Origin of the sequence: Streptomyces sp. NPDC051776, assembly GCF_040681345.1 — a bacterium.
In the GTDB taxonomy this organism is placed as follows: domain Bacteria; phylum Actinomycetota; class Actinomycetes; order Streptomycetales; family Streptomycetaceae; genus Streptomyces.
This window is the reverse complement of the sequence record NZ_JBFAYQ010000005.1, coordinates 5,358-23,733: the sequence shown is the minus strand read 5'-3', so window position 1 is coordinate 23,733 and position 18,376 is coordinate 5,358. Positions and strand designations below refer to the sequence as shown.

The window sequence follows — 18,376 nt, the reverse complement described above, 5'->3', positions numbered from 1 at the left end:
GCCGTACCCCTGCCCACCGTATCGGTCAGACCTGCGTGCTCTGCTTCCGCGTCGACTTCTGCCGCTCGACCGCCGCTTTCACCAGGCCCGCGAAGAGGGGGTGCGGGCGGGTGGGGCGGGAGCGCAGCTCGGGGTGCGCCTGGGTGCCGACGAGGTAGGGGTGGACGTCGCGCGGGTACTCCACGTACTCCACCAGCTTGTTGTCGGGCGAGGTGCCGGAGAAGACCAGGCCGTTCTTCTCGAGTTCGACGCGGTAGATGTTGTTGACCTCGTAGCGGTGGCGGTGGCGCTCCTCGACGTAGGGCTGGTCGCCGTAGACCTCGCGAACGATGGAGCCTTCGGCGAGCTTGGCCGGGTACATGCCCAGGCGCATCGTGCCGCCCATGTCGCCCTCGCCCGCGACGATGTCGAGTTGCTCGGCCATGGTGGAGATCACGGGGTGGGCGGTGGAGGCGTCGAATTCGGTGGAGTTGGCATCGGTGATGCCGGCCAGGTTCCGCGCGGCCTCGACGACGATGCACTGCAGGCCCAGGCAGAGGCCGAGCAGCGGGATCCTGTTCTCGCGGGCGTAGGTGATGGCCGAAACCTTGCCGTCGACTCCGCGCTCGCCGAAGCCTCCGGGGATGCAGATCGCGTCGACGTCGGCCAGTTGCCGCTTGGCACCGGCGGGCGTCCGGCAGTCGTCGGAGGTCACCCACTTGATCTTGACGCGGGCGTTGTTGGCGAAGCCGCCCGCGCGCAGCGCCTCGGTCACCGACAGATAGGCGTCGGGCAGGTCGATGTACTTGCCGACCAGCGCGAGGGTGATGTCGTGCTCGGGCTCGTGGACGCGGCGGAGCAGGTCGTCCCACTGCGTCCAGTCGACGTCGCGGAACGGCAGGTCGAGACGGCGCACGACGTACGCGTCCAGGCCCTCCCCGTGGAGCACCTTGGGGATGTCGTAGATCGACTTTGCGTCGATCGCGGCAACCACGGCGGCCTCGTCGACGTCGCACATAAGAGAGATCTTGCGCTTGATGGACTGGGGAACTTCCCGATCCGCCCGCAGGACAATGGCATCCGGCTGGATACCGATGTTGCGGAGCGCCGCGACGGAGTGCTGGGTCGGCTTGGTCTTGAGCTCGCCCGACGGACCGATGTACGGGAGGAGGGAGACGTGGACGAAGAAGACGTTGTCCCGCCCCACCTCGTGGCGGACCTGCCGCACGGCCTCGAGGAAGGGCAGCGACTCGATGTCGCCGACCGTGCCGCCGACCTCGGTGATGACGACGTCCACGTCCTCGGTCGCCATCCGGCGGATGCGGTGCTTGATCTCGTTGGTGATGTGCGGGATGACCTGCACGGTGTCGCCCAGGTACTCACCGCGCCGCTCCTTGGCGATCACCGTCGAGTAGACCTGCCCGGTGGTCACGTTCGCCGAGCCGTCGAGATCGACGTCGAGGAAGCGCTCGTAGTGCCCGATGTCAAGATCCGTCTCGGCGCCGTCGTTGGTGACGAAGACCTCACCGTGCTGGAACGGGTTCATCGTGCCAGGATCGACGTTGAGGTACGGATCGAGCTTCTGCATGGTGACCCGCAGGCCCCGCGCCTTGAGCAGCGCACCCAGGCTGGAGGCGGTGAGCCCCTTGCCGAGCGATGAGGCGACACCCCCGGTGACGAAGAGGTGCCTGGTCGTCATGGATTTCGGCGGCAGTGCCAAGAGGGGGCTCCCGTGGTCGCGTCGTGAAGTGCGGGCCGGCCGTACCCTGGTCCTGAGTGGTGCCGAGGGGATGCCGTCGCTGCGGTTCGGGGGTGCCTTCACCAGGGGTGGGCCCCACCGGTCCACGGGCTACCAGGGTATCAGCGACAACGGGAGACCGCTTCAGGCCAGTCCGCTCCGGTTTCCGGTTCCGGGCGCGTGGCGCGGCCACCGGAAGGGTTCCTGCCCGGCGTCCTCCGGTACGGGACCGGCCCGCGGTTCCCTGACCCGGCGGCGGTGCGGTTGCGGTACGGGGCGGGCCTGCGATCGCGGCGCGGGGCGGGCCTGCGGTTGCGGTGCCGGGCGGGCCTGCGGTTACGCGACCCGACGGTGCTGCGGTTACGGTACGGGACGGGCCTCCGGCCGGGCCCCGGATGCGGCTCACTCGACAGGCTCAGGCAGCTTGCCGGGACGGTCGCACAGATCACTACCGGGCGTCGTATCCTGCTCGGACACATCAGCGAGCGAGCCGGTACGGCACCACCCCCGCCCACCCCCCGGAGCATGAGCTCGTCACAGTTCCCCTGACCGCAAGACGCCCTGAGGGGCGCCCAGCCGTTCGACTGGAGATGCACGTGGCCGGGCGTATCGAGGATTACGCTCTCATCGGAGACATGCAGACCGCCGCCCTCGTCTGCAGGGACGGCACGGCCGACTGGCTGTGCCTCCCGCGCTTCGACTCGCATTCGATCTTTGCGGGTCTGCTCGGCACGGACGAGCACGGCTTCTGGAGACTCGGCCCGGCGCACAAGGAGGGCACCGAGCCCCCCGCCGCGGACCGCCGCCGCTACCAGGGCGACTCCCTCGTGCTGGAGTCGGAGTGGGACACCCCGCGCGGCACGGTGCGGGTGATCGACTTCATGCCGCCGCGTGACGGCGCACCTCAGCTCATCCGGATCGTCGAGGGCGTCAGCGGGCGCGTGCCGATGCGGTCGGCCCTGCGGATGCGCTTCTCCTACGGCTGGGTCGTGCCGTGGGTGCACAGGATCGACGGGCGGACCGTCGCGGTCGCCGGCCCCGACTCGGTGTGGCTGGACACCCCGGTCGAGACGCACGGCGAGAACCTGACCACGTACTCGGACTTCACGATCTCCCCGGGTGAGCGGATCGCCTTCACCATCAGCTGGCAGCCCTCGCACAAGGAGCCGCCCCCGCTGCCCGAGCCCGAGGCGTCGCTGGAGGCGACCGAGGAGTTCTGGCGGGAGTGGGTCGAGCAGTGCACCTACCACGGCCCGTACCGGGACGCGGTCGTGCGCTCGCTGATCACGCTCAAGGCACTGACGTACGGGCCGACCGGAGGCATTGTCGCGGCGCCGACGACCTCGCTGCCCGAGGACCTCGGCGGCTGCCGCAACTGGGACTACCGCTTCACCTGGCTCCGCGACGCGGCGATCACCCTGTCGTCGCTGCTGCGCACCGGTTACCGCGAGGAGGCCCGCGCCTGGCGCGAGTGGCTGCTCCGCGCGGTCGCGGGCGACCCCGAGAACCTGCAGATCATGTACGGGATCGCGGGCGAGCGGGAGCTGGGCGAGACCGAGCTGCACTGGCTGCCCGGCTACGAGAACTCGCGGCCGGTCCGGGTCGGCAACGGTGCGGCGGGCCAGCTCCAGCTCGATGTCTACGGAGAGGTCACCGAGGCGTTGCACCTGGCCCACATGACGGGCCTGGCGCGCAACGACTACGCCTCGCTCCTCCAGCTCAAGCTCATCCAGTACCTGGAGGACCACTGGAATGAGCCGGACGAGGGCATCTGGGAGGTCCGCGGACCGCGCCGCCACTTCGTCCACTCCAAGGTCATGGCCTGGGTCGCGGTGGACCGCACGGTGAAACTGATCGAGTCCGGCGACGTGGACGGGCCCCTGGAGCGGTGGCGCGAGCTGCGCGACGAGATCCACCGCACGGTGTGCGAGAAGGGGTACGACAAGGAGCGCAACACCTTCACGCAGTACTACGGCTCCAAGGAGCTGGACGCCTCGCTGCTGCTCATCCCGCAGATGGGCTTCCTGCCGCCGGACGACAAGCGCGTCATCGGCACCATCGAGGCGATCCAGCGCGAGCTCGGCACCGAGGACGGCTTCCTGCTGCGCTACCCGACCCAGGGCGACGAGAAAGGCGTGGATGGCCTGGAAGGTGACGAAGGCGCCTTCCTCGCCTGCTCGTTCTGGCTCGCCGACGACCTGGCCATGATCGGCCGGGTGGACGAGGCCCGGAAGCTCTTCGAGAAGCTGCTGTCACTGCGGAACGACCTGGGGCTGCTCGCGGAGGAGTGGGACCCGCGGCTGCAGCGCCAGGTCGGGAACTTCCCGCAGGCGTTCAGCCACGTGCCATTGATCGACACCGCGCTGCGGCTGACGGCCTCGGGCGCGTACGGGGGCTGAGCCCGGACCGCGCACGGTCGCATCCCGCCGTCGTGGCGCCGTCGTTCCGCTGTCGTTCCGCTGTCGTTCCGCTGTCGTGGCGGGAGGAGTTCCGCGGCTCCCGCCACGACGGCGAGATGGGCGACCACTCGGCGAGCGCCGCCGAAACGGTTCGGACGGGACGGACCGCCGGACGGATCGGGCGGACGGATCGGGCGGAACCGATCGGAGTTCAGAACGGCGTCAGCGTGAGCGTCATGCTCACGGGTGCGCCGTCCTCGATGTACGAGGCGAAGCCCCCCACGTCGTCGAATGCGAAGCCGTACGCCTTGCCGTCCTCCGATGCCGCGTGCATCGCCTTCGCGTAGTGGTGGGCCGAGTCCGTCCCGTAGAAGCGGGCGGGGTCGGTGGTCGGCTGGGCGGCCTGATCGTGCAGCGTGGTGCGGTTGAACGAGGCACCGAGGATCGCGGCGACGGGCCCCACGACCGGGTCGTTGGGGGCCGCCAGCGCGCCGTCGCAGAAGAGCACGTCACGTGTCGACGGCTTGGCGAAGGAGACGGAGCCCGGTCCCGCGAAGGCCAGCTTCCCGCCGCTGACCCGGCCGGTGAAGGTCCCCGCGTTGGTGGTGACGGTGAGGTCCTTGGACTCGTACATGCTCCACACCTTGTCGATGTACGACGCGAAGTGGTCCTCCGCGAAGAGCCCGGCGTCCAGTCCGTGGCCGGGGGCGATGACGCGCCGGTCGTCGATGACGAGCCGGGAGAAGGCCTCCTGGGCGCCGACGTCGGAGAAGATCCGGGCGCGCCCGCCGCTCTTGAGGGTGCCGGTCGTCCGGTCCTCGGCCCCGGTGAGCCGGATGGCCATGGGGACGCTGAACATGTCGACCATGGTGGTGTTGCAGAACATGCCGCGGTCGTTGAACGTGAACTCCGCGCAGTCGTGCAGCACGGGGTGGTTGGGGTCGGACTCCACCCAGCCCGCGGGGTAGGCGAGTGCCGGTTCGCCGTCCCCGTCCTCGACGGCCTTGAGCTTCAGCTTGTCGCCGAGCGCGGCGTAGATCCGGCCGGACATGGGCGGCAGCGTGAGTGTGGTGTCGCCGCTGCCGGAGAGAGGGACGGCGTAGTCGGTGAAGCCGTCGGAGCCGTTGTCGGAGAGCGCGACGGGCTTCAGCTCGCCGTCGGGCGTGACCCGGACCTGCTGATGTCCGTCGTTGCCGACGATGTAGAGCCATATCGATGTATTCGCGAACTCCCCCGTCCTGTTGGCGACGGTGAGCGGCAGGCCCTCGGCGACGCGCGCGTCCGTCCGCCCGGCTGGGCGTGCCGTGCGCGCGGGGCCTTCCGAGGCGCGGTCCGAGCCGGCGACCGCCCCGGCTCCGATCCCGGCGGCGGCTCCCGCGGCGAGCCCGAGGATCCTGCGACGGGTCATAGGGGGCGCGCCGACGCGGTGCTTGCTGGTAGGCATGATTTCTCGCTCCTCTTCGTGGTGGGGGGCGGGAGGAGACAGGCATGGGAGAGTGAGAGCATGGTGTCGTAGAGAGCGCTCTCAGATCCCTGTCCAGCACATTGCCGACAACAGGCGGTAGCGTCAAGCCTCCGCGAAGAACAAGGAGTTGACCGTGCCCGAACCTCGCCCCACGCTGGAAGCCGTCGCCGCGCACGCCGGGGTTTCCCGCGCCACTGTGTCGCGTGTGGTCAACGGCAGCGCGGGCGTACGTGACGCGGTGCGCGAAAAGGTGCAGCGCGCCGTGGCCGATCTCGGCTACGTCCCCAACAGCGCGGCGCGCAGTCTGGTCACCCGGCGTACGGGGGCGGTGGCGGTCGTCATCGCCGAACCCGAGCGGCGTGTGTTCTCCGACCCGTTCTTCGCCCAGCAGCTCCGCGGCATCAGCCGCGAACTGTCGGCGCACGACATCCAGCTCCTGCTGCTGCTCGTCGAGCACCCGCGGGACTACCCGCGGATCGGCCGCTATCTCTCGGGCGGCCATGTCGACGGCGCCCTGATGTTTTCCCTGCACAACGACGACTCACTGCCGTCGATGGCCGCCGCCTCCGGGCTGCCCACGGTCTTCGGCGGCCGCCCGGGCTGGGCAGAGGCGGACCACGATCCCGACCTGCTCTATGTCGACAACGACAACCGCGGCGGGGCCCGCCAGGCCGTCGAATACCTCCTCGGACACGGCAGAAAGCGCATCGCCGTCATCACCGGCCCCCTCGACCAGACCTCGGCGACCGACCGTCTCGACGGCTACTGCGACGCGCTCGGCGTCACTCAGCCCGACCCCGCACTGCTGGCTCGCGGTGATTTCACGGCGGAGGGGGGCGAGCGCGCCATGACCGAACTCCTGGAGAGCACCCCCGATCTGGACGCGGTGTTCGCGGGCTCCGACCTCATGGCCACGGGGGCGCTGCGCGCCCTGCGGGCAGCGGGACGGCAGGTGCCCGAGGACGTGGCGGTGGTCGGCTACGACGACATGGAGCCCGCGGCATGGGCCGAACCGCCGCTCACCACCGTGCATCAGGACGTCGAGGAGATGGGGCGGATGATGGCCGCCCTGCTGCTGCGCCGCCTGGGCGTGGGGTCCGCCGGCGCCCCGGGGGCGACCACAGCAGGTGTGGCTGCGGCGGGGACGGCCGGTGTGACGACGGACTCGTCGACGGGTACGACGGCCGAGTCGCCGGAGGAGACGCCGCTCGCGCCGGTGATCACCCCAGCGCGCCTGGTGATCCGCGCCTCGGCGTAGGACCACGGGGACGCGGTCGCCGCGGACCGCGGTGCGCGGAATGCGGGATGCGGGCGCGGGATCGCGCGCCGCGGAACGCGGGCGACCGCCGGGCGCGGGCGGGCGCCAGGCGCGGGCCGGCCGCCGGGCGCGGACAGCGCGGGCGGGCGCCAGGCGCGGGCCGGCCGCCGGGCGCGGACAGCGCGTGCGGGCGCCGGCGCAGGCGGCACCGGGTGTGGTTTCCGCGTGCGGCCGTGCGTCGTCGGGCGCGGTCGCCCGGACCGCCGGGGTGAGGCGGCAAGCGCGTGACACCGCGGACCCCGGGATGCGGTCGCGCGTGCGGGCGCCGCGTGGGGCTGTGCGTCGCCGCGGGGCGCGGCCGCCGGGCGCGTGCGGCCGCCGGGCGCGTGCGGCCGCCGGGCGCGTGCGGGCACCGGATGCGGGCGCCTGGGTGCGGGCACGTCGTGGGGCCGTGCGGGCGCCGCGGAGCGCGAGCAGCGCGGGCCCCGGGTTTCGGGCGGCTCGGGGTGCGGCGGCGCGGATCGCCGACTGGCCCCGGGCCCTCGGCCGCAAGGGGATTGTGCGCGGCACATGCGCGCGGGGTAGCGTCCGCGTCATGGATGCTCAGGCCGGGATCACGGTGCGGCGGGCGCTCGAACTGCCCGCACTCCGTCGCGGCCTCCCCGAGGTCGTGGCGTCGGAGGACCGGCTCGACCGGCCGGTCCGCTGGGTCCACGCGGGCGAGGTACCCGACATCGCCTCCCTCCTCAAGGGCGGCGAACTGCTCCTGACCACCGGCCTCGGCCTCGGTGCCCGCCCGGCCGACCAGCGCACGTTCATCCGCAAGCTGGCCGAGCGCGGCATCGCGGCGCTCGTCGTCGAGCTGGGCGGCCGCTTCACGGAACTCCCCGCCGCCCTCGTGGACACGGCACGCTCCTGCGGACTGCCCCTCGTGCAACTGCACCGCCAAGTCCCGTTCGTGACCGTCACCGAGGAGATCCACACCGAGATCGTCAACGGGCACTACGCGATGCTGCGCAGCGCCGAGGAGGTGCACCGGCGCTGTACGGAGCTGCTGCTGCGCGGCGGTGGCGCTCCGGATGTGCTGCGGCTGCTCGCGGAGTTCGCGGGCAATCCCGTGTTCCTGGAGACCCCGGACGGGCAGTTGCTCTACGCGGCCGGTGCCGCCGGTGGTCCGTCGTCCGACAGCGCCGCCGCCGATCCGGTGCAGGTGTGGGACGGCCTGCGGCGGCAGCGCTCCGGGCGCTCGGCCGAACTCCCCGCGGGCGGTGTCACGGTCGACATCCCCGGCGGAGGCCCGGGCCCCGGTGCCGTACGCGCCCGGCTGGTGATCATCCCCGTCGACCGCCCGCTCGCCGAGGTTCACCGGATCGCGGCGGAGCGTACGGCCGGACTGCTCGCGGTCGTACTGATGCAGGCACGGCAGGAGGACGAACTCGCCGCCCGTGGCCGCGGCGACTTCCTCACCGACCTCGCGGAAGGCCGTACGGCGGCGGAGGACGCGCCCGACCAGGCGCGCGTCCTCGGATTCCGCCCGTCCGGCGGGCTGTTGCTGCCGGTCGTCATGCGACTGCCCGCCGAACTCATCCCACCCGGCGACTGGTCGGTGCTCGTCCGCGCGGTGCAGGAGGAGCTGACCACGGTGGGGCTGCCGGTGCTCATGGGCGTACGGCCGGTGGAGGGCCGGGTTCCGTTGCTGCTCGGTCTGCGCTCGGAGTCCGAGCGGTCCGCAGCGGCCGACCGTGTCGCCGCCGCCCTGCGCGCCGGTGTCGAACGGGCCGGGCTCGAACGCGCCGGGGTGCTGCCGCCCGCGGTCGTCGTAGGGGTCGCGGGCGACTGGGCGCAAGCCGGCCCGGGCCTGCGGCACGCGGCGGAGGCGGCGACCGCCGCGCAGGGGCTGCCGCCGAGGCCGTGGTACGACGCGCGCCGCCTCGACATCGATCTGCTGCTGTGGCGTCTGCGCGACCACCCGGACCTGGCAGCTTTCGTGGACCGGGCGCTCGGCCCGCTCATCGCACACGACCGTACGGCCCGCCCGCCGCTCCTCCCCACGCTGGAGGCCTATCTCGCCCATGCCGGCAACAAGGCGGAGACCGCGCGCGAGCTGCACCTCAACCGCCAGACGCTGTACGACCGTCTGGCCCGTATCTCGCACCTGCTGGTGACCGATCTCGACGACCCGCAGGCGGTCCTCACCCTCAACCTCGCACTCCAGGCCCGCCGCCACGCCCCCTGACCCGACCTGGACGGTGCGGAGATGGCGCCGGGGGGGCTCAGGCGGGGGTCGCGACGACGGTGGCTCGCCTCGCCGCGCGAAAGACGCTGACGGCAGGTGTTCCACCGTCGTCAGCGCCCCGAGGCTGACCCGCGGCGGGCGACCAGCTCGTCGTAGACGCTCAGTACCTGCGCCACCGTGTCGTCCTCCGTCGCCCAGGTGGCCGCCTGTTCCGGGCCCGCCAGGGCGAGTTCGGCACGCCGTCGCGGGTCGGCGAGCAGCCGCACGACGGCGTGCCCGAGCACCGCGGGGTCACCGTAGGGGACGAGTTCGGCTGCCGCCCCCACCAGTTCCGGGACACCGCCGACCGCTGTGGCCACCAGCGGCACGCCGGCGCGCAGCGCCTCCTGTGCGAAGAGGGACCGGGCCTCCCACCGGCTCGGCAGCACGGCGAGATGGGCCGCGTCCAGCAGCGCGGTCACATCCTCGTGGCGGCCCAGGAGCCGTACCGGCAGGTCCTCCATGTCGATGCGCCGCTGCAGCCCGACGCGTTCGGGGCCCTCACCCGCGAGGACGAGCAGCGGTTGCGGCTCCAGGCGGCGCCACGCGCGGGCGGCGTCGAGAAGCAGGTCGTACCCCTGCCAGGCTTCGAGCCGGCCGACGGTGAGCAGCAACGGCCGTCCCATCGCGCCCAGTTCGGCGTGAGCCTTGGTGTTCCGCCGGTCGTCGTCGCCGGTCTCGGCCGTGCCGTCGGTCGGCCGTTTCCTTCGTGGTGCGGGAACCGCGACCGGTGCGAGTCTGGCGTCGCGCGCCCCACGCTCCCTTGCGCGCTCCACCAGTTCCGAGCACGCTCCGAGCACGACGGTCGCGGCCCGTGCCGCCCGGCGCTCGGTCAGGCGTACGAGATGAGCCCGCGCGCCCTCCGCGTGGATCGAGGTGTGCCAGGTGACGACCAGGGGCGTACGGGCGCCTCCGAGGGCCAGGGAGGACCGTACGGCGGGACGCAGCCCGTGGGCGTGTACGAGGTCGGCGTCCGCGCAGACCGCCCGCAGCACAGCGAGCGCGGCCGGGTCCGTGCGCGCCTCGACGGCCACGAACCGGGCACCCGCACTCGTGAAGTCGTAGGCGCACTGGGTCGCGTATGGGGCGCACACGGTGACCTGTACGCCCCTGGCGACGAGCCCCGCGGCCAGCGAACACACATGCGCCCCGCTGCCCGAACTCCCCCGCCCCAGCACCTGGACCACGTGCAGGGACGGCTTCCCCAGCGGCGGGACCGGTGTGCTGCTCACGCGGTGGAGCTCCTGATTCGGGTCGTACGCGAGGCGGTTCGGACGGTGTTGCGGGCGGGACGGCGGGCGCACGCGCGCCCCCAGCATGCCAGCAGCGGCGCCGTGGCGGGCAGGGATGCCCCGCGGTTTCTGTGCCCTGAGGCCCGGCGCGCGCCGGGGCGGTCACTCGACCGGGGTACGACCGGGGGCCAACTATGCCCGGACGACGACTCGGCGTACGAACAACCGGGGGCTATGTCCGTTTTCGGGACGCGCCCCTGAGGTGGTCCCACCCGGGGCCGAGCGCGGAGACCGGCGACGGGGAGAAGCACGCCTCGGAAGAAGACTCAGGCCCCCGAAGGGTAGGCCGGAAGCCGGACCGCAGGACGACAGGACGACAGGACGGCAGGACGACAGGACGGCAGGACGCCTGAACGCCAGGACGCCACGCCAGGACGGCAGGACGCCTGAACGCCAGGACGGCAGGGCGCCAGGACGGCAGGGCGCCAGGATGGCAGGGCGCCTGAACGCCAGGACGCCAGGACGGCAGGGCGGCAGGGCGGCAGGGCGCCTGAACGCCAGGACGCCGGGGCGGCAGGGCGGCAGGGCGGCAGGGCGGCAGGGCGGCAGGGCGGCAGGGAAACCAACGCGGCGCGCCGATCAGCGGCCGGGCCCGCCCATGGGCCGTACGGGCGTGACACCGCGCGAGAAGACGGAGGCGGGTTCGGGGCGGCGGCCCAGCGCGTCCCATACGCGGAGGGGAGGGAACTTCCGCCATGCCGTGCCGGTTCCGACCGCGTCCCCCACGATCGCGGCTGCGACCACAGCGGCGGCGTGCAGGACCAGCCCCGTACGGCCATTACCGGCCACGACCGCCAACCCGAGCCCGGCGCCCAGCGCGTGGGCTCCCGTGTCGCCGAGCATGGTGCGCTCGCCGAGGTCGTCGCAGAGCACGGCGGCCACGGCGCCGACCGGCGCGGCGGACAGGACCCCGGCCGCGCCGCCGAGCAGCAGTCCGGGAGCCGCGGCAGCGAGCACGGCCTTGGCGGCCCGGCCCGGACGTACGTCGAGGAGGTTGGCCAGATGCGCGCTGCCCGCGATGACGACTCCGGCGAGGATCCGGTCGGCGGCCCGCCGCTTCAGCAGAGCCCCCGCCAGAAGCCCCGTCGCACCGATCCCGAAGAGCTTGACGGCACCCGAGGTGATCTCGCCCTCCCGAAGAGCCCCGAGATGGGCGCGGAAACCGCGGCGGTGGTCACCTCTGCCCGCCACGTCGTCGTACGCGCCGCACGCACCGGCGGCGAGCACGGCAAGCGCCGCGGCGGCCCGGGCCCGTACGGGGAGGGTGGGCGCAGTGGTGACGGCGAGGGCGGTTCCGAAGGTGACGGCGGGCCCGGCATGAAGGTCGACCACACGGCCGGAGTGGTTGCGGCGCTCCCATATCTCCGTGCCGCCGGGGGCTTTGCGCCGCAGCCCGGCGTAGGCCGCACGGGCCGCCCCCGCCGCGGCGAGCAGGGCCGCGGCCCGCCCCCGCATTCCGCCGTCCGGCTCCGCCACCATCGCCTTGCTCCCCTCACCTGGTGAACCGCCCGTCACCCTAGTTCCTCATCACCCCTTCCAGCAGAGCGGGTTGAGGAATTCCCGCAGGCGGGAGGAGCCCACGGAGGCCCAGCGCACGGTGGCAATACGACGACCCGACCCGCGCGCGACGGCCGCTCGCACCCCCGTAAGCCGCCGGTCGCGCGCGTCACGGCCCAAGTCCCGGTCCCGGTCCATGACGGCTCTCCCACGCGCAACGGCGACCCGGCCACGCCAAGACGACGCCCGACGCCGCACGCAACGGCGACCGGCCCGCATGCAATGGCAACCCCCGCCCGCACGCAACTTCCGCCCGCCCCGCGCGCACCTCACCCGACCGCGCGCAACAGATCCTGCCCGGCTCGCGCGTCTCGGAGCTGGACCTGCGCGACCGCGTCCAAGCCGTGGTGCTGGCCTACGAGACGGGGCTGGTCCGGGCGGATAGTCCGCCCGCGCGTAAGCGGCCGCCCCTACCGTCGCGCCGCCTCGCCCGCCAGGCGGTCCGCAGCCATGCGGTCGGCCGCGGCGCGGGCCGCTTCCAGCAGCTCCTCCGCATGTGCGCGGGCCAGTTCCGAGTCCTCCTGGCCCGCCAGCATCCGCGACAGTTCGCGGACCCGGTCCTCGCCCTCCATCGCCTTGACGCCGCTGCGCGTCACCGACCCGTCGTTGGTCTTCTCGACCACGAGGTGCCGGTCCGCGAACGCCGCGACCTGCGGCAGGTGCGTCACCACCACCACCTGGGCGGACTTGGCCAGCCGCGCCAGGCGCCGTCCCACCTCGACCGCCGCCTTGCCGCCCACGCCCGAGTCCACCTCGTCGAAGAGATACGTCGGCACAGGGTCGGAACCGGCGAAGACGACCTCCACCGCGAGCATCACCCGCGACAGCTCACCGCCCGAGGCCCCCTTGGCGATCGGCCGCGGCTGCGCGCCGGGATGCGGGACGAGGAGCAGTTCGACCTCGTCGACGCCCGTCGGGCCGAACGCGACGGTCCGCCCGTCGACCTCGATCCCGTCCGCATCCTCGGTCTGCCGGATGTCGATGCTCACGCGCGCGTGAGGCATGGCCAGTTCGGCGAGTTCGGCGGTGACGGCGTCGGCGAACCGCTGTGCCGCCTCCCTCCGGGCGTCCGTCAACGCCTGGGCAAGGCCGGAGAGTTCGGACCTCAGCCCGTCGTGCTCCGCCGTGAGTTCGCCGATCCGGTCGTCGTCGCCGTCCAACTCGGCGAGGCGGGCCGCGCTCCGCTCGGACCAGACGAGGACCCTCGCGATGTCCTCGCCGTACTTGCGGGTCAGCTGGGCGAGCGCCGCCCGGCGTTCCTCCACGGCGGCGAGGCGCAGCGGGTCGGCGTCGAGGTCGTCGGCGTAGCCCGCCAGCTCACCGGCCACGTCCGAGAGCAGGATGCCGATCTCGCCGAGTCGGTCGGCCAGCGCGGCGAGCGCGGGATCGTGGCCGCGTACGGCCTCCAGGGCGCGGTGCGCGCCGCCGACCAGGGTGGACGCGTCCACACTCTCCGGGTCCTCGGGGTTCCCCGCGAGCCCTTGGTGCGCGGCGGTGGCGGCCGAGGCGAGGGCCTCGGCATGGCCGAGCCGCTCCGCCTCGGCGGCGAGTTCGATGTCCTCGTCGGGCCGGGGCTCGGCGGCCGCGATCTCCTCGAGGCCGAACCGCAGCAGGTCGGCTTCCTGCGCCCGCTCGCGGGCGCGCGCCGTCAGCTCGTCGAGTTCGGCGGCGACGGCCCGCAAGCGCCGGTAAGCCGCCCCGTACTTCTCCAGGGGCGCCGCCACGGCCTCACCCGCGTAGCGGTCCAGGGCCTGCCGCTGCCGTGCCGCCTTCAACAGCCCCTGCTGGTCGGTCTGGCCATGAACGGCGACGAGATCGTCGGCCAGCTCGGCGAGGAGCCCCACCGGTACGGTCCGCCCGCCCAGATGCGCCCGGGACCGCCCCTCGGCGGAAACCGTACGGCTGATGAGCAGCGCGCCGTCGTCGAGTTCGGCGCCCGCTTCCTCGGCGCGCACGATGGCCGCGGCGTCCCCGGGGACGGTGATCCGGCCCTCGACGACCGCCGCCTTCGACCCGATCCGTACCAGGCCGGGGTCGGCGCGCCCGCCGAGGAGCAGCCCGAGGCTGGTCACGACCATGGTCTTGCCGGCGCCGGTCTCACCGGTCACCGCGGTGAAGCCGGGCGACAGCTCCACGACGGCGTCGTCGATGACCCCGAGCGACCGTATCCGCATCTCCTCCAACACGGACACGACCTTACGAGGTTCCGAGGGCAGCGCGCGACGCCCTCCCCAAGAGCCCCCCGTAGGGCGCGCGTGCGGTCCGTACACCTCCCGGTGGGACTCCGGCGACGCCGTCCGCCCTGGGGACACCCCCACCCCGGTCGGGCGGCACCCCCACGGCGGGCCGGTTGATCACTCCATGGCCCCGGACGAACCCCGGCCACGGCGCTTGAGCCATCGGCCGGCGCCACCTGCCTGACGTGCCGGCCGAACCCCCGGTAAGTACGCGACCGGCGGAAGGTGCGGCAGCGGCGGCGTTACCCGAACACCCGTAAGCATCAAGGAGGTTGCGGAGCATGGGCGCTTCACTCGCACGGGCGTGGATGCCCGCGCACCGGCCGGCGTTCACCGGGGCGGCGTTCGTTGGGGCGGCGTTCACCGGGGCGGCGTTCGTGGGGGCGGCGTTCACCGGGGCGGCGTTCGTGGGGGCGTCATCCGCGGACCCGCACCATCGACCACCCCTGACCTGCCACTCACGCGCATCCCCCCTGGAGGCACCCGTGTCCACCGGCGACCGACGCCACCGCCGTACGACCACCGCGGCTCTGGTACTCGCCGCCGTGGCCGTTCTCACCACGACCGCCACGGCCACCGCTGCCGCGGGGAATCCGGCACGGCGCCTTCGCCCGCGCCCACGCACCGCTCGCCGGCCGGGGTTGACCCCCCGGTCGGGTCCGGTCCGTCGGCTACTGCGGCGCTCCGCGCCAACCCGCCACCGGCAGCGCGAACTTGGCGACGAGCCGGTCGGTGAACGACGCATGGTGCAGACGTGCGAGCCGTACAGGGACGGCTCCGCGCCGCACCTCCACCCGCGCGCCCGCCGGCAGTTCGACGGTGCGACGGCCGTCGCACCACAGCACACCGTGCGGTGTCTGTGGCTGCACCTCGACCGCGAGCACCGAATCCGGCGCGGTGACCAGGGGCTTGGCGAAGAGGGCGTGGGCGCTGATCGGCACCATCAGCAGTGCCTCGACCTCCGGCCAGACGACGGGACCTCCGGCCGAGAACGCATACGCGGTGGAGCCCGTCGGCGTCGCACAGACCACGCCGTCCCCGCCGAAGCGAGAGACCGGCCGACCGTCGACCTCGGTCACGATCTCCAGCAGCCGCTCACGCGCGGCCTTCTCCACCGACGCCTCATTGAGCGCCCAGTCGCGGTGCACGATCTGCCCGTTGGTGCGCACCAGCACGTCGATGGTCATGCGCTCCTCGACCTCGTACGAGCGGGTGACCACCCGGTCGACGACCTTGTCCAGATCGTCGCGCTCGGCCTCGGCGAGGAAGCCGACCCGGCCGAGGTTGACGCCGAGCATCGGCACGCCCGAGCTGCGCGCCAGCTCCGCGCCGCGCAGCAGGGTCCCGTCACCGCCCAGCACCACCAGCAGTTCACTGCCGTCGAGCGCGTCCTCGGACGGGTCGACCTGCTCGACCTGGGAGGGCAGCGGCAGGTCCGCGGCCTCGGCGGCCAGCACGCGTACACCGATGCCGCAGCGCAGCAGGCCCTGCACCACCAGCTCTGCGCTGCGGATCGCGGACGGCCTGCCGGTGTGGGCGAGCAGAAAAACGGTGCGTGCTGATGTGGTCTTCGTCAACGCGGCCCCTCCGCCACTGCTCGTTCGACAGCTGCCGGGTCCAGGGCGGGCGCCCCGGCGCGCAGCCAGAGAAAGTATTCGACATTACCGGACGGGCCGGGCAGAGGACTCGCGGTGACGCCCAGCACCCCGAGGCCGAGCCCGGACGCCTCTCCTGCGACGCCGCGTACGGCCTCGGCACGCAGTTCGGGGCTGCGCACGACACCGCCACTGCCGAGCCGGTCCTTACCGACCTCGAACTGCGGCTTGACCATGAGCACGAAGTCGGCGTCCGGCTCGGCGCAGCGCACCAGCGCGGGCAGCACGAGGCCGAGCGGGATGAACGAAAGATCCCCCACGATCAGCCCCACCGGCTTTCCGTCGATCTGCTCGAGCGTCAACTCGCGTACGTTCGTACGGTCCTTGACGGTGACGCGTTCATCGCCCTGCAAAGTCCAGGCGAGCTGGCCGTAGCCGACGTCCACGGCGACGACGTGCTCGACGCCCGCCCGCAGCAGCACATCGGTGAACCCGCCGGTCGACGCGCCCGCGTCGAGCGCGCGCCGGCCCTCCGTCTTCAGGCCGAGGGGGACGAACGCGGCGAGCGCGCCCGCCAGCTTGTGGCCTCCGCGCGAGACGTAGTCGGGGTCGCCGGCGTCCTCCAGGACCACGACGGCCGCGCTGGTCTCCACCTGGGTCGCGGACTTGGTCGCGGTGGTGCCGCCGATGGTCACCCTTCCCGCGGCGATGAGCTGACTCGCGTGCTCCCGCGAGCGGGCCAGCTTCCTGCGCACCAGCTCGGCATCGAGTCGGCGTCGTGCCACGGGCGGTTCAGCTCCTGGGGTCGTACGGCCCGGGTACGGGCGAAGGGCGGGACGGCTCGGGCCCTGAAGGCCCTGGGGGGCGGGGGCCGGACGGAGGAGGCGGGCCCGGGCGGGAGTCGAGTGCGGTGAGCGTGTCGCGCAGGCCGCGGTGCACCTCCTCGTACACCTCGATGTGGCCGTCCGCGGGGAGATGGTCGGCGTCGGCCAGCCGCTCGAGCTGAGCGTCCACCTCGGCGTTCCCGGTGGGGGTGCGCGGGACGCCCAGGGGCGCGGGACCGGTGCCGGACTCCACTCCGGCGCCGTCGGCCCCCGCATCCGCGGCGGCCTGCGCATCGCGGCTGTCCTCGGGCCCCGGTGGGGGAGGCGCCTGCCCTGCCCCGGCAACGGGTACGGGTACGGGTACGGGTACGGATAGGGATACGGGTACGGCCGGTGCGGGCTCGGTGCCGACCACGTGCTCCGGCCCCGCGGCGGGTGTGAGCTCCGGTTCCGCCGCCGGCTCCGGTTCGGCCGTACGCTCCTGCTCCGTCGCCGTCTCCGGCTCCGGCTTACGCTCTTGCTCCGCGGCCGGCTCCCGTCCCGCCGCCGGATCGTCCTGCGACAGCCATTCCCGGTTCCGGGCCTGCTCCCCGCCGGGCATCGACTCGTTCATGGCCCCGACGCTACCCCGAACCGAGCCGTCATCGGGGAGCGAGGCTCTGAGGTACCGTCGATCACGATGAAGACGATCGAGGAGTGCCGGCTGGCACTCGACCGGCTCTCGGAGAATCTCGCCCGGGCGAACGGGGACCTGCGCAGCGCCGCCGCGCTCGACCGTTCGCTGAGCTGCCGTATCACCGACCTGGACATCACCTTCATGGGCCGTCTCGCGGAGGGCCGGATCAGGGACGTGACGACGGTGCCCGGGCCTCCGCCGGAGCGTGCGCAGATCCGGCTGACGATGGCCGGCGACGACCTGGTGGCCATGGTCGACGGGGAGCTGAACTTCGCCAAGGCATGGGGTACGGGCAGGGTCAAACTCGAAGCTGGGCTGCTTGACCTGATGCGGCTGCGCACACTGCTGTAGTGCGGCTCACGGCTGTCGCACTGCCCGCTACTGTCGTCCCGCTCGCTGCTGGTGTGTGCTCGTTGCCGGTGTCCACTGCCGCGCCAGGCCCCTGGTGCGGGTAGCGGCCGCGTGCCACGAGGTCGGCGCTGCCGGTGACCGTCCGGAGCGATGAGCGACTGCGGCAGCAGCCCAATTCCGGCACGGCGCTCGGGGCAGGGCGTCCGGCACGGCGTCGGACGTCCGTCGTATCCGGTGGCGGGAAGGCAGACTGTGCTTCCCCGCCCCTGCGGGTCCGGCCCTGCTTCCGGCCCCTGCTGGTCCGGCGCCCGATCAGGCCCGCGTCGGTCCTGCCGCGTCATATCCGCAACGCCCTTCATATCCGCCCGCCATGCGCTCCGTCACCAGCAGCCACAGCAGATATCCGCGCACAGGCCCCCGGCCACGAGGCCAACCGCCGGTCCGCCCCGAAGACCCGCTGCGACGCCCGGACCGCGGGGACCAGTAGCGCCCCGACCGTACGGGCGGCGGGCAGCAGGTGGGGGCCCGACGGAGCGCGTGGGTCGCCTGCCGAGCTGCCGTGCGGTGAGCGCGACGAACGCCGGCTGCCCGGCCACCGCCCGTCGCCACAGCGGTGAGCGGCACGATGCACGACCCGGCCACCGCCCGTCGCCACAGCGGTGAGCGGCACGATGCACGACCCGGCCACCGCCCGTCGCCACAGCGGTGAGCGGCACGATGCACGACCCCG

12 protein-coding genes are annotated in these 18,376 nt (G+C 73.1%); 4 read left to right on the top strand and 8 right to left on the bottom strand.

The features are described from left to right. Positions 1–25: 25 nt before the first annotated feature. Positions 26–1,678, bottom strand: coding sequence for a CTP synthase (locus tag AB0M26_RS06220; protein ID WP_365255316.1), 1,653 nt, complete (start codon positions 1,676–1,678; stop codon positions 26–28). Between the two features lie 635 nt (positions 1,679–2,313). Between AB0M26_RS06220 and AB0M26_RS06215 the strand changes: the two genes are divergently transcribed. Beyond that, positions 2,314–4,116 carry a glycoside hydrolase family 15 protein gene (locus AB0M26_RS06215; RefSeq protein ID WP_365255313.1) on the top strand — a complete coding sequence of 601 codons (1,803 nt, stop codon included), beginning with the start codon at positions 2,314–2,316 and terminating at the stop codon, positions 4,114–4,116. A gap of 211 nt (positions 4,117–4,327) precedes the next feature. On the opposite strand, the gene AB0M26_RS06210 is transcribed toward AB0M26_RS06215, so the two are convergent. Further along, the gene (locus AB0M26_RS06210) at positions 4,328–5,560 is read right to left on the bottom strand and encodes a beta-1,3-glucanase family protein (protein ID WP_365255310.1); all 1,233 of its coding nucleotides are present in this window, start codon (positions 5,558–5,560) and stop codon (positions 4,328–4,330) included. Between the two features lie 148 nt (positions 5,561–5,708). Here AB0M26_RS06210 and AB0M26_RS06205 point away from each other — a divergent pair, with 148 nt between their 5' ends. Together AB0M26_RS06205 and AB0M26_RS06200 are read left to right on the top strand one after the other, a co-directional pair. Continuing rightward, a complete protein-coding gene (locus AB0M26_RS06205; RefSeq protein WP_365255308.1) occupies positions 5,709–6,839 on the top strand; it encodes a LacI family DNA-binding transcriptional regulator in 1,131 nt (376 codons plus the stop codon). A gap of 595 nt (positions 6,840–7,434) precedes the next feature. Continuing rightward, positions 7,435–9,075 (top strand): PucR family transcriptional regulator, encoded by a 1,641-nt coding sequence (locus AB0M26_RS06200; RefSeq protein ID WP_365255306.1) that lies wholly within the window; start codon positions 7,435–7,437, stop codon positions 9,073–9,075. Positions 9,076–9,185: 110 nt separating this feature from the next. Here AB0M26_RS06200 and AB0M26_RS06195 read toward each other — a convergent pair whose 3' ends face one another. The 6 genes from AB0M26_RS06195 to AB0M26_RS06170 form a co-directional block, all read right to left on the bottom strand. Beyond that, positions 9,186–10,346 carry a glycosyltransferase family 4 protein gene (locus AB0M26_RS06195; protein ID WP_365255303.1) on the bottom strand — a complete coding sequence of 387 codons (1,161 nt, stop codon included), beginning with the start codon at positions 10,344–10,346 and terminating at the stop codon, positions 9,186–9,188. Between the two features lie 639 nt (positions 10,347–10,985). Then, positions 10,986–11,885, bottom strand: coding sequence for a hypothetical protein (locus tag AB0M26_RS06190; RefSeq protein ID WP_365255301.1), 900 nt, complete (start codon positions 11,883–11,885; stop codon positions 10,986–10,988). Positions 11,886–12,373: 488 nt separating this feature from the next. Next, positions 12,374–14,137, bottom strand: a complete 1,764-nt coding sequence (gene recN, locus AB0M26_RS06185; protein WP_365255831.1) for a DNA repair protein RecN — start codon at positions 14,135–14,137, stop codon at positions 12,374–12,376. Positions 14,138–14,871: 734 nt separating this feature from the next. Next, positions 14,872–15,777 (bottom strand): NAD kinase, encoded by a 906-nt coding sequence (locus AB0M26_RS06180; protein WP_365255298.1) that lies wholly within the window; start codon positions 15,775–15,777, stop codon positions 14,872–14,874. Continuing rightward, the gene (locus AB0M26_RS06175; protein WP_365255295.1) at positions 15,774–16,580 is read right to left on the bottom strand and encodes a TlyA family RNA methyltransferase; all 807 of its coding nucleotides are present in this window, start codon (positions 16,578–16,580) and stop codon (positions 15,774–15,776) included. Before AB0M26_RS06175 ends, AB0M26_RS06180 begins: the two co-directional genes overlap by 4 nt. Before the next feature lie 7 nt (positions 16,581–16,587). After that, on the bottom strand, positions 16,588–16,872 hold the full coding sequence (locus tag AB0M26_RS06170; protein WP_365255828.1) for a hypothetical protein: 285 nt from the start codon (positions 16,870–16,872) through the stop codon (positions 16,588–16,590). A 426-nt stretch (positions 16,873–17,298) separates the two neighbouring features. Between AB0M26_RS06170 and AB0M26_RS06165 the strand changes: the two genes are divergently transcribed. Next, on the top strand, positions 17,299–17,646 hold the full coding sequence (locus AB0M26_RS06165; RefSeq protein ID WP_365255292.1) for an SCP2 sterol-binding domain-containing protein: 348 nt from the start codon (positions 17,299–17,301) through the stop codon (positions 17,644–17,646). The last annotated feature ends 730 nt before the right edge of the window (positions 17,647–18,376 follow it).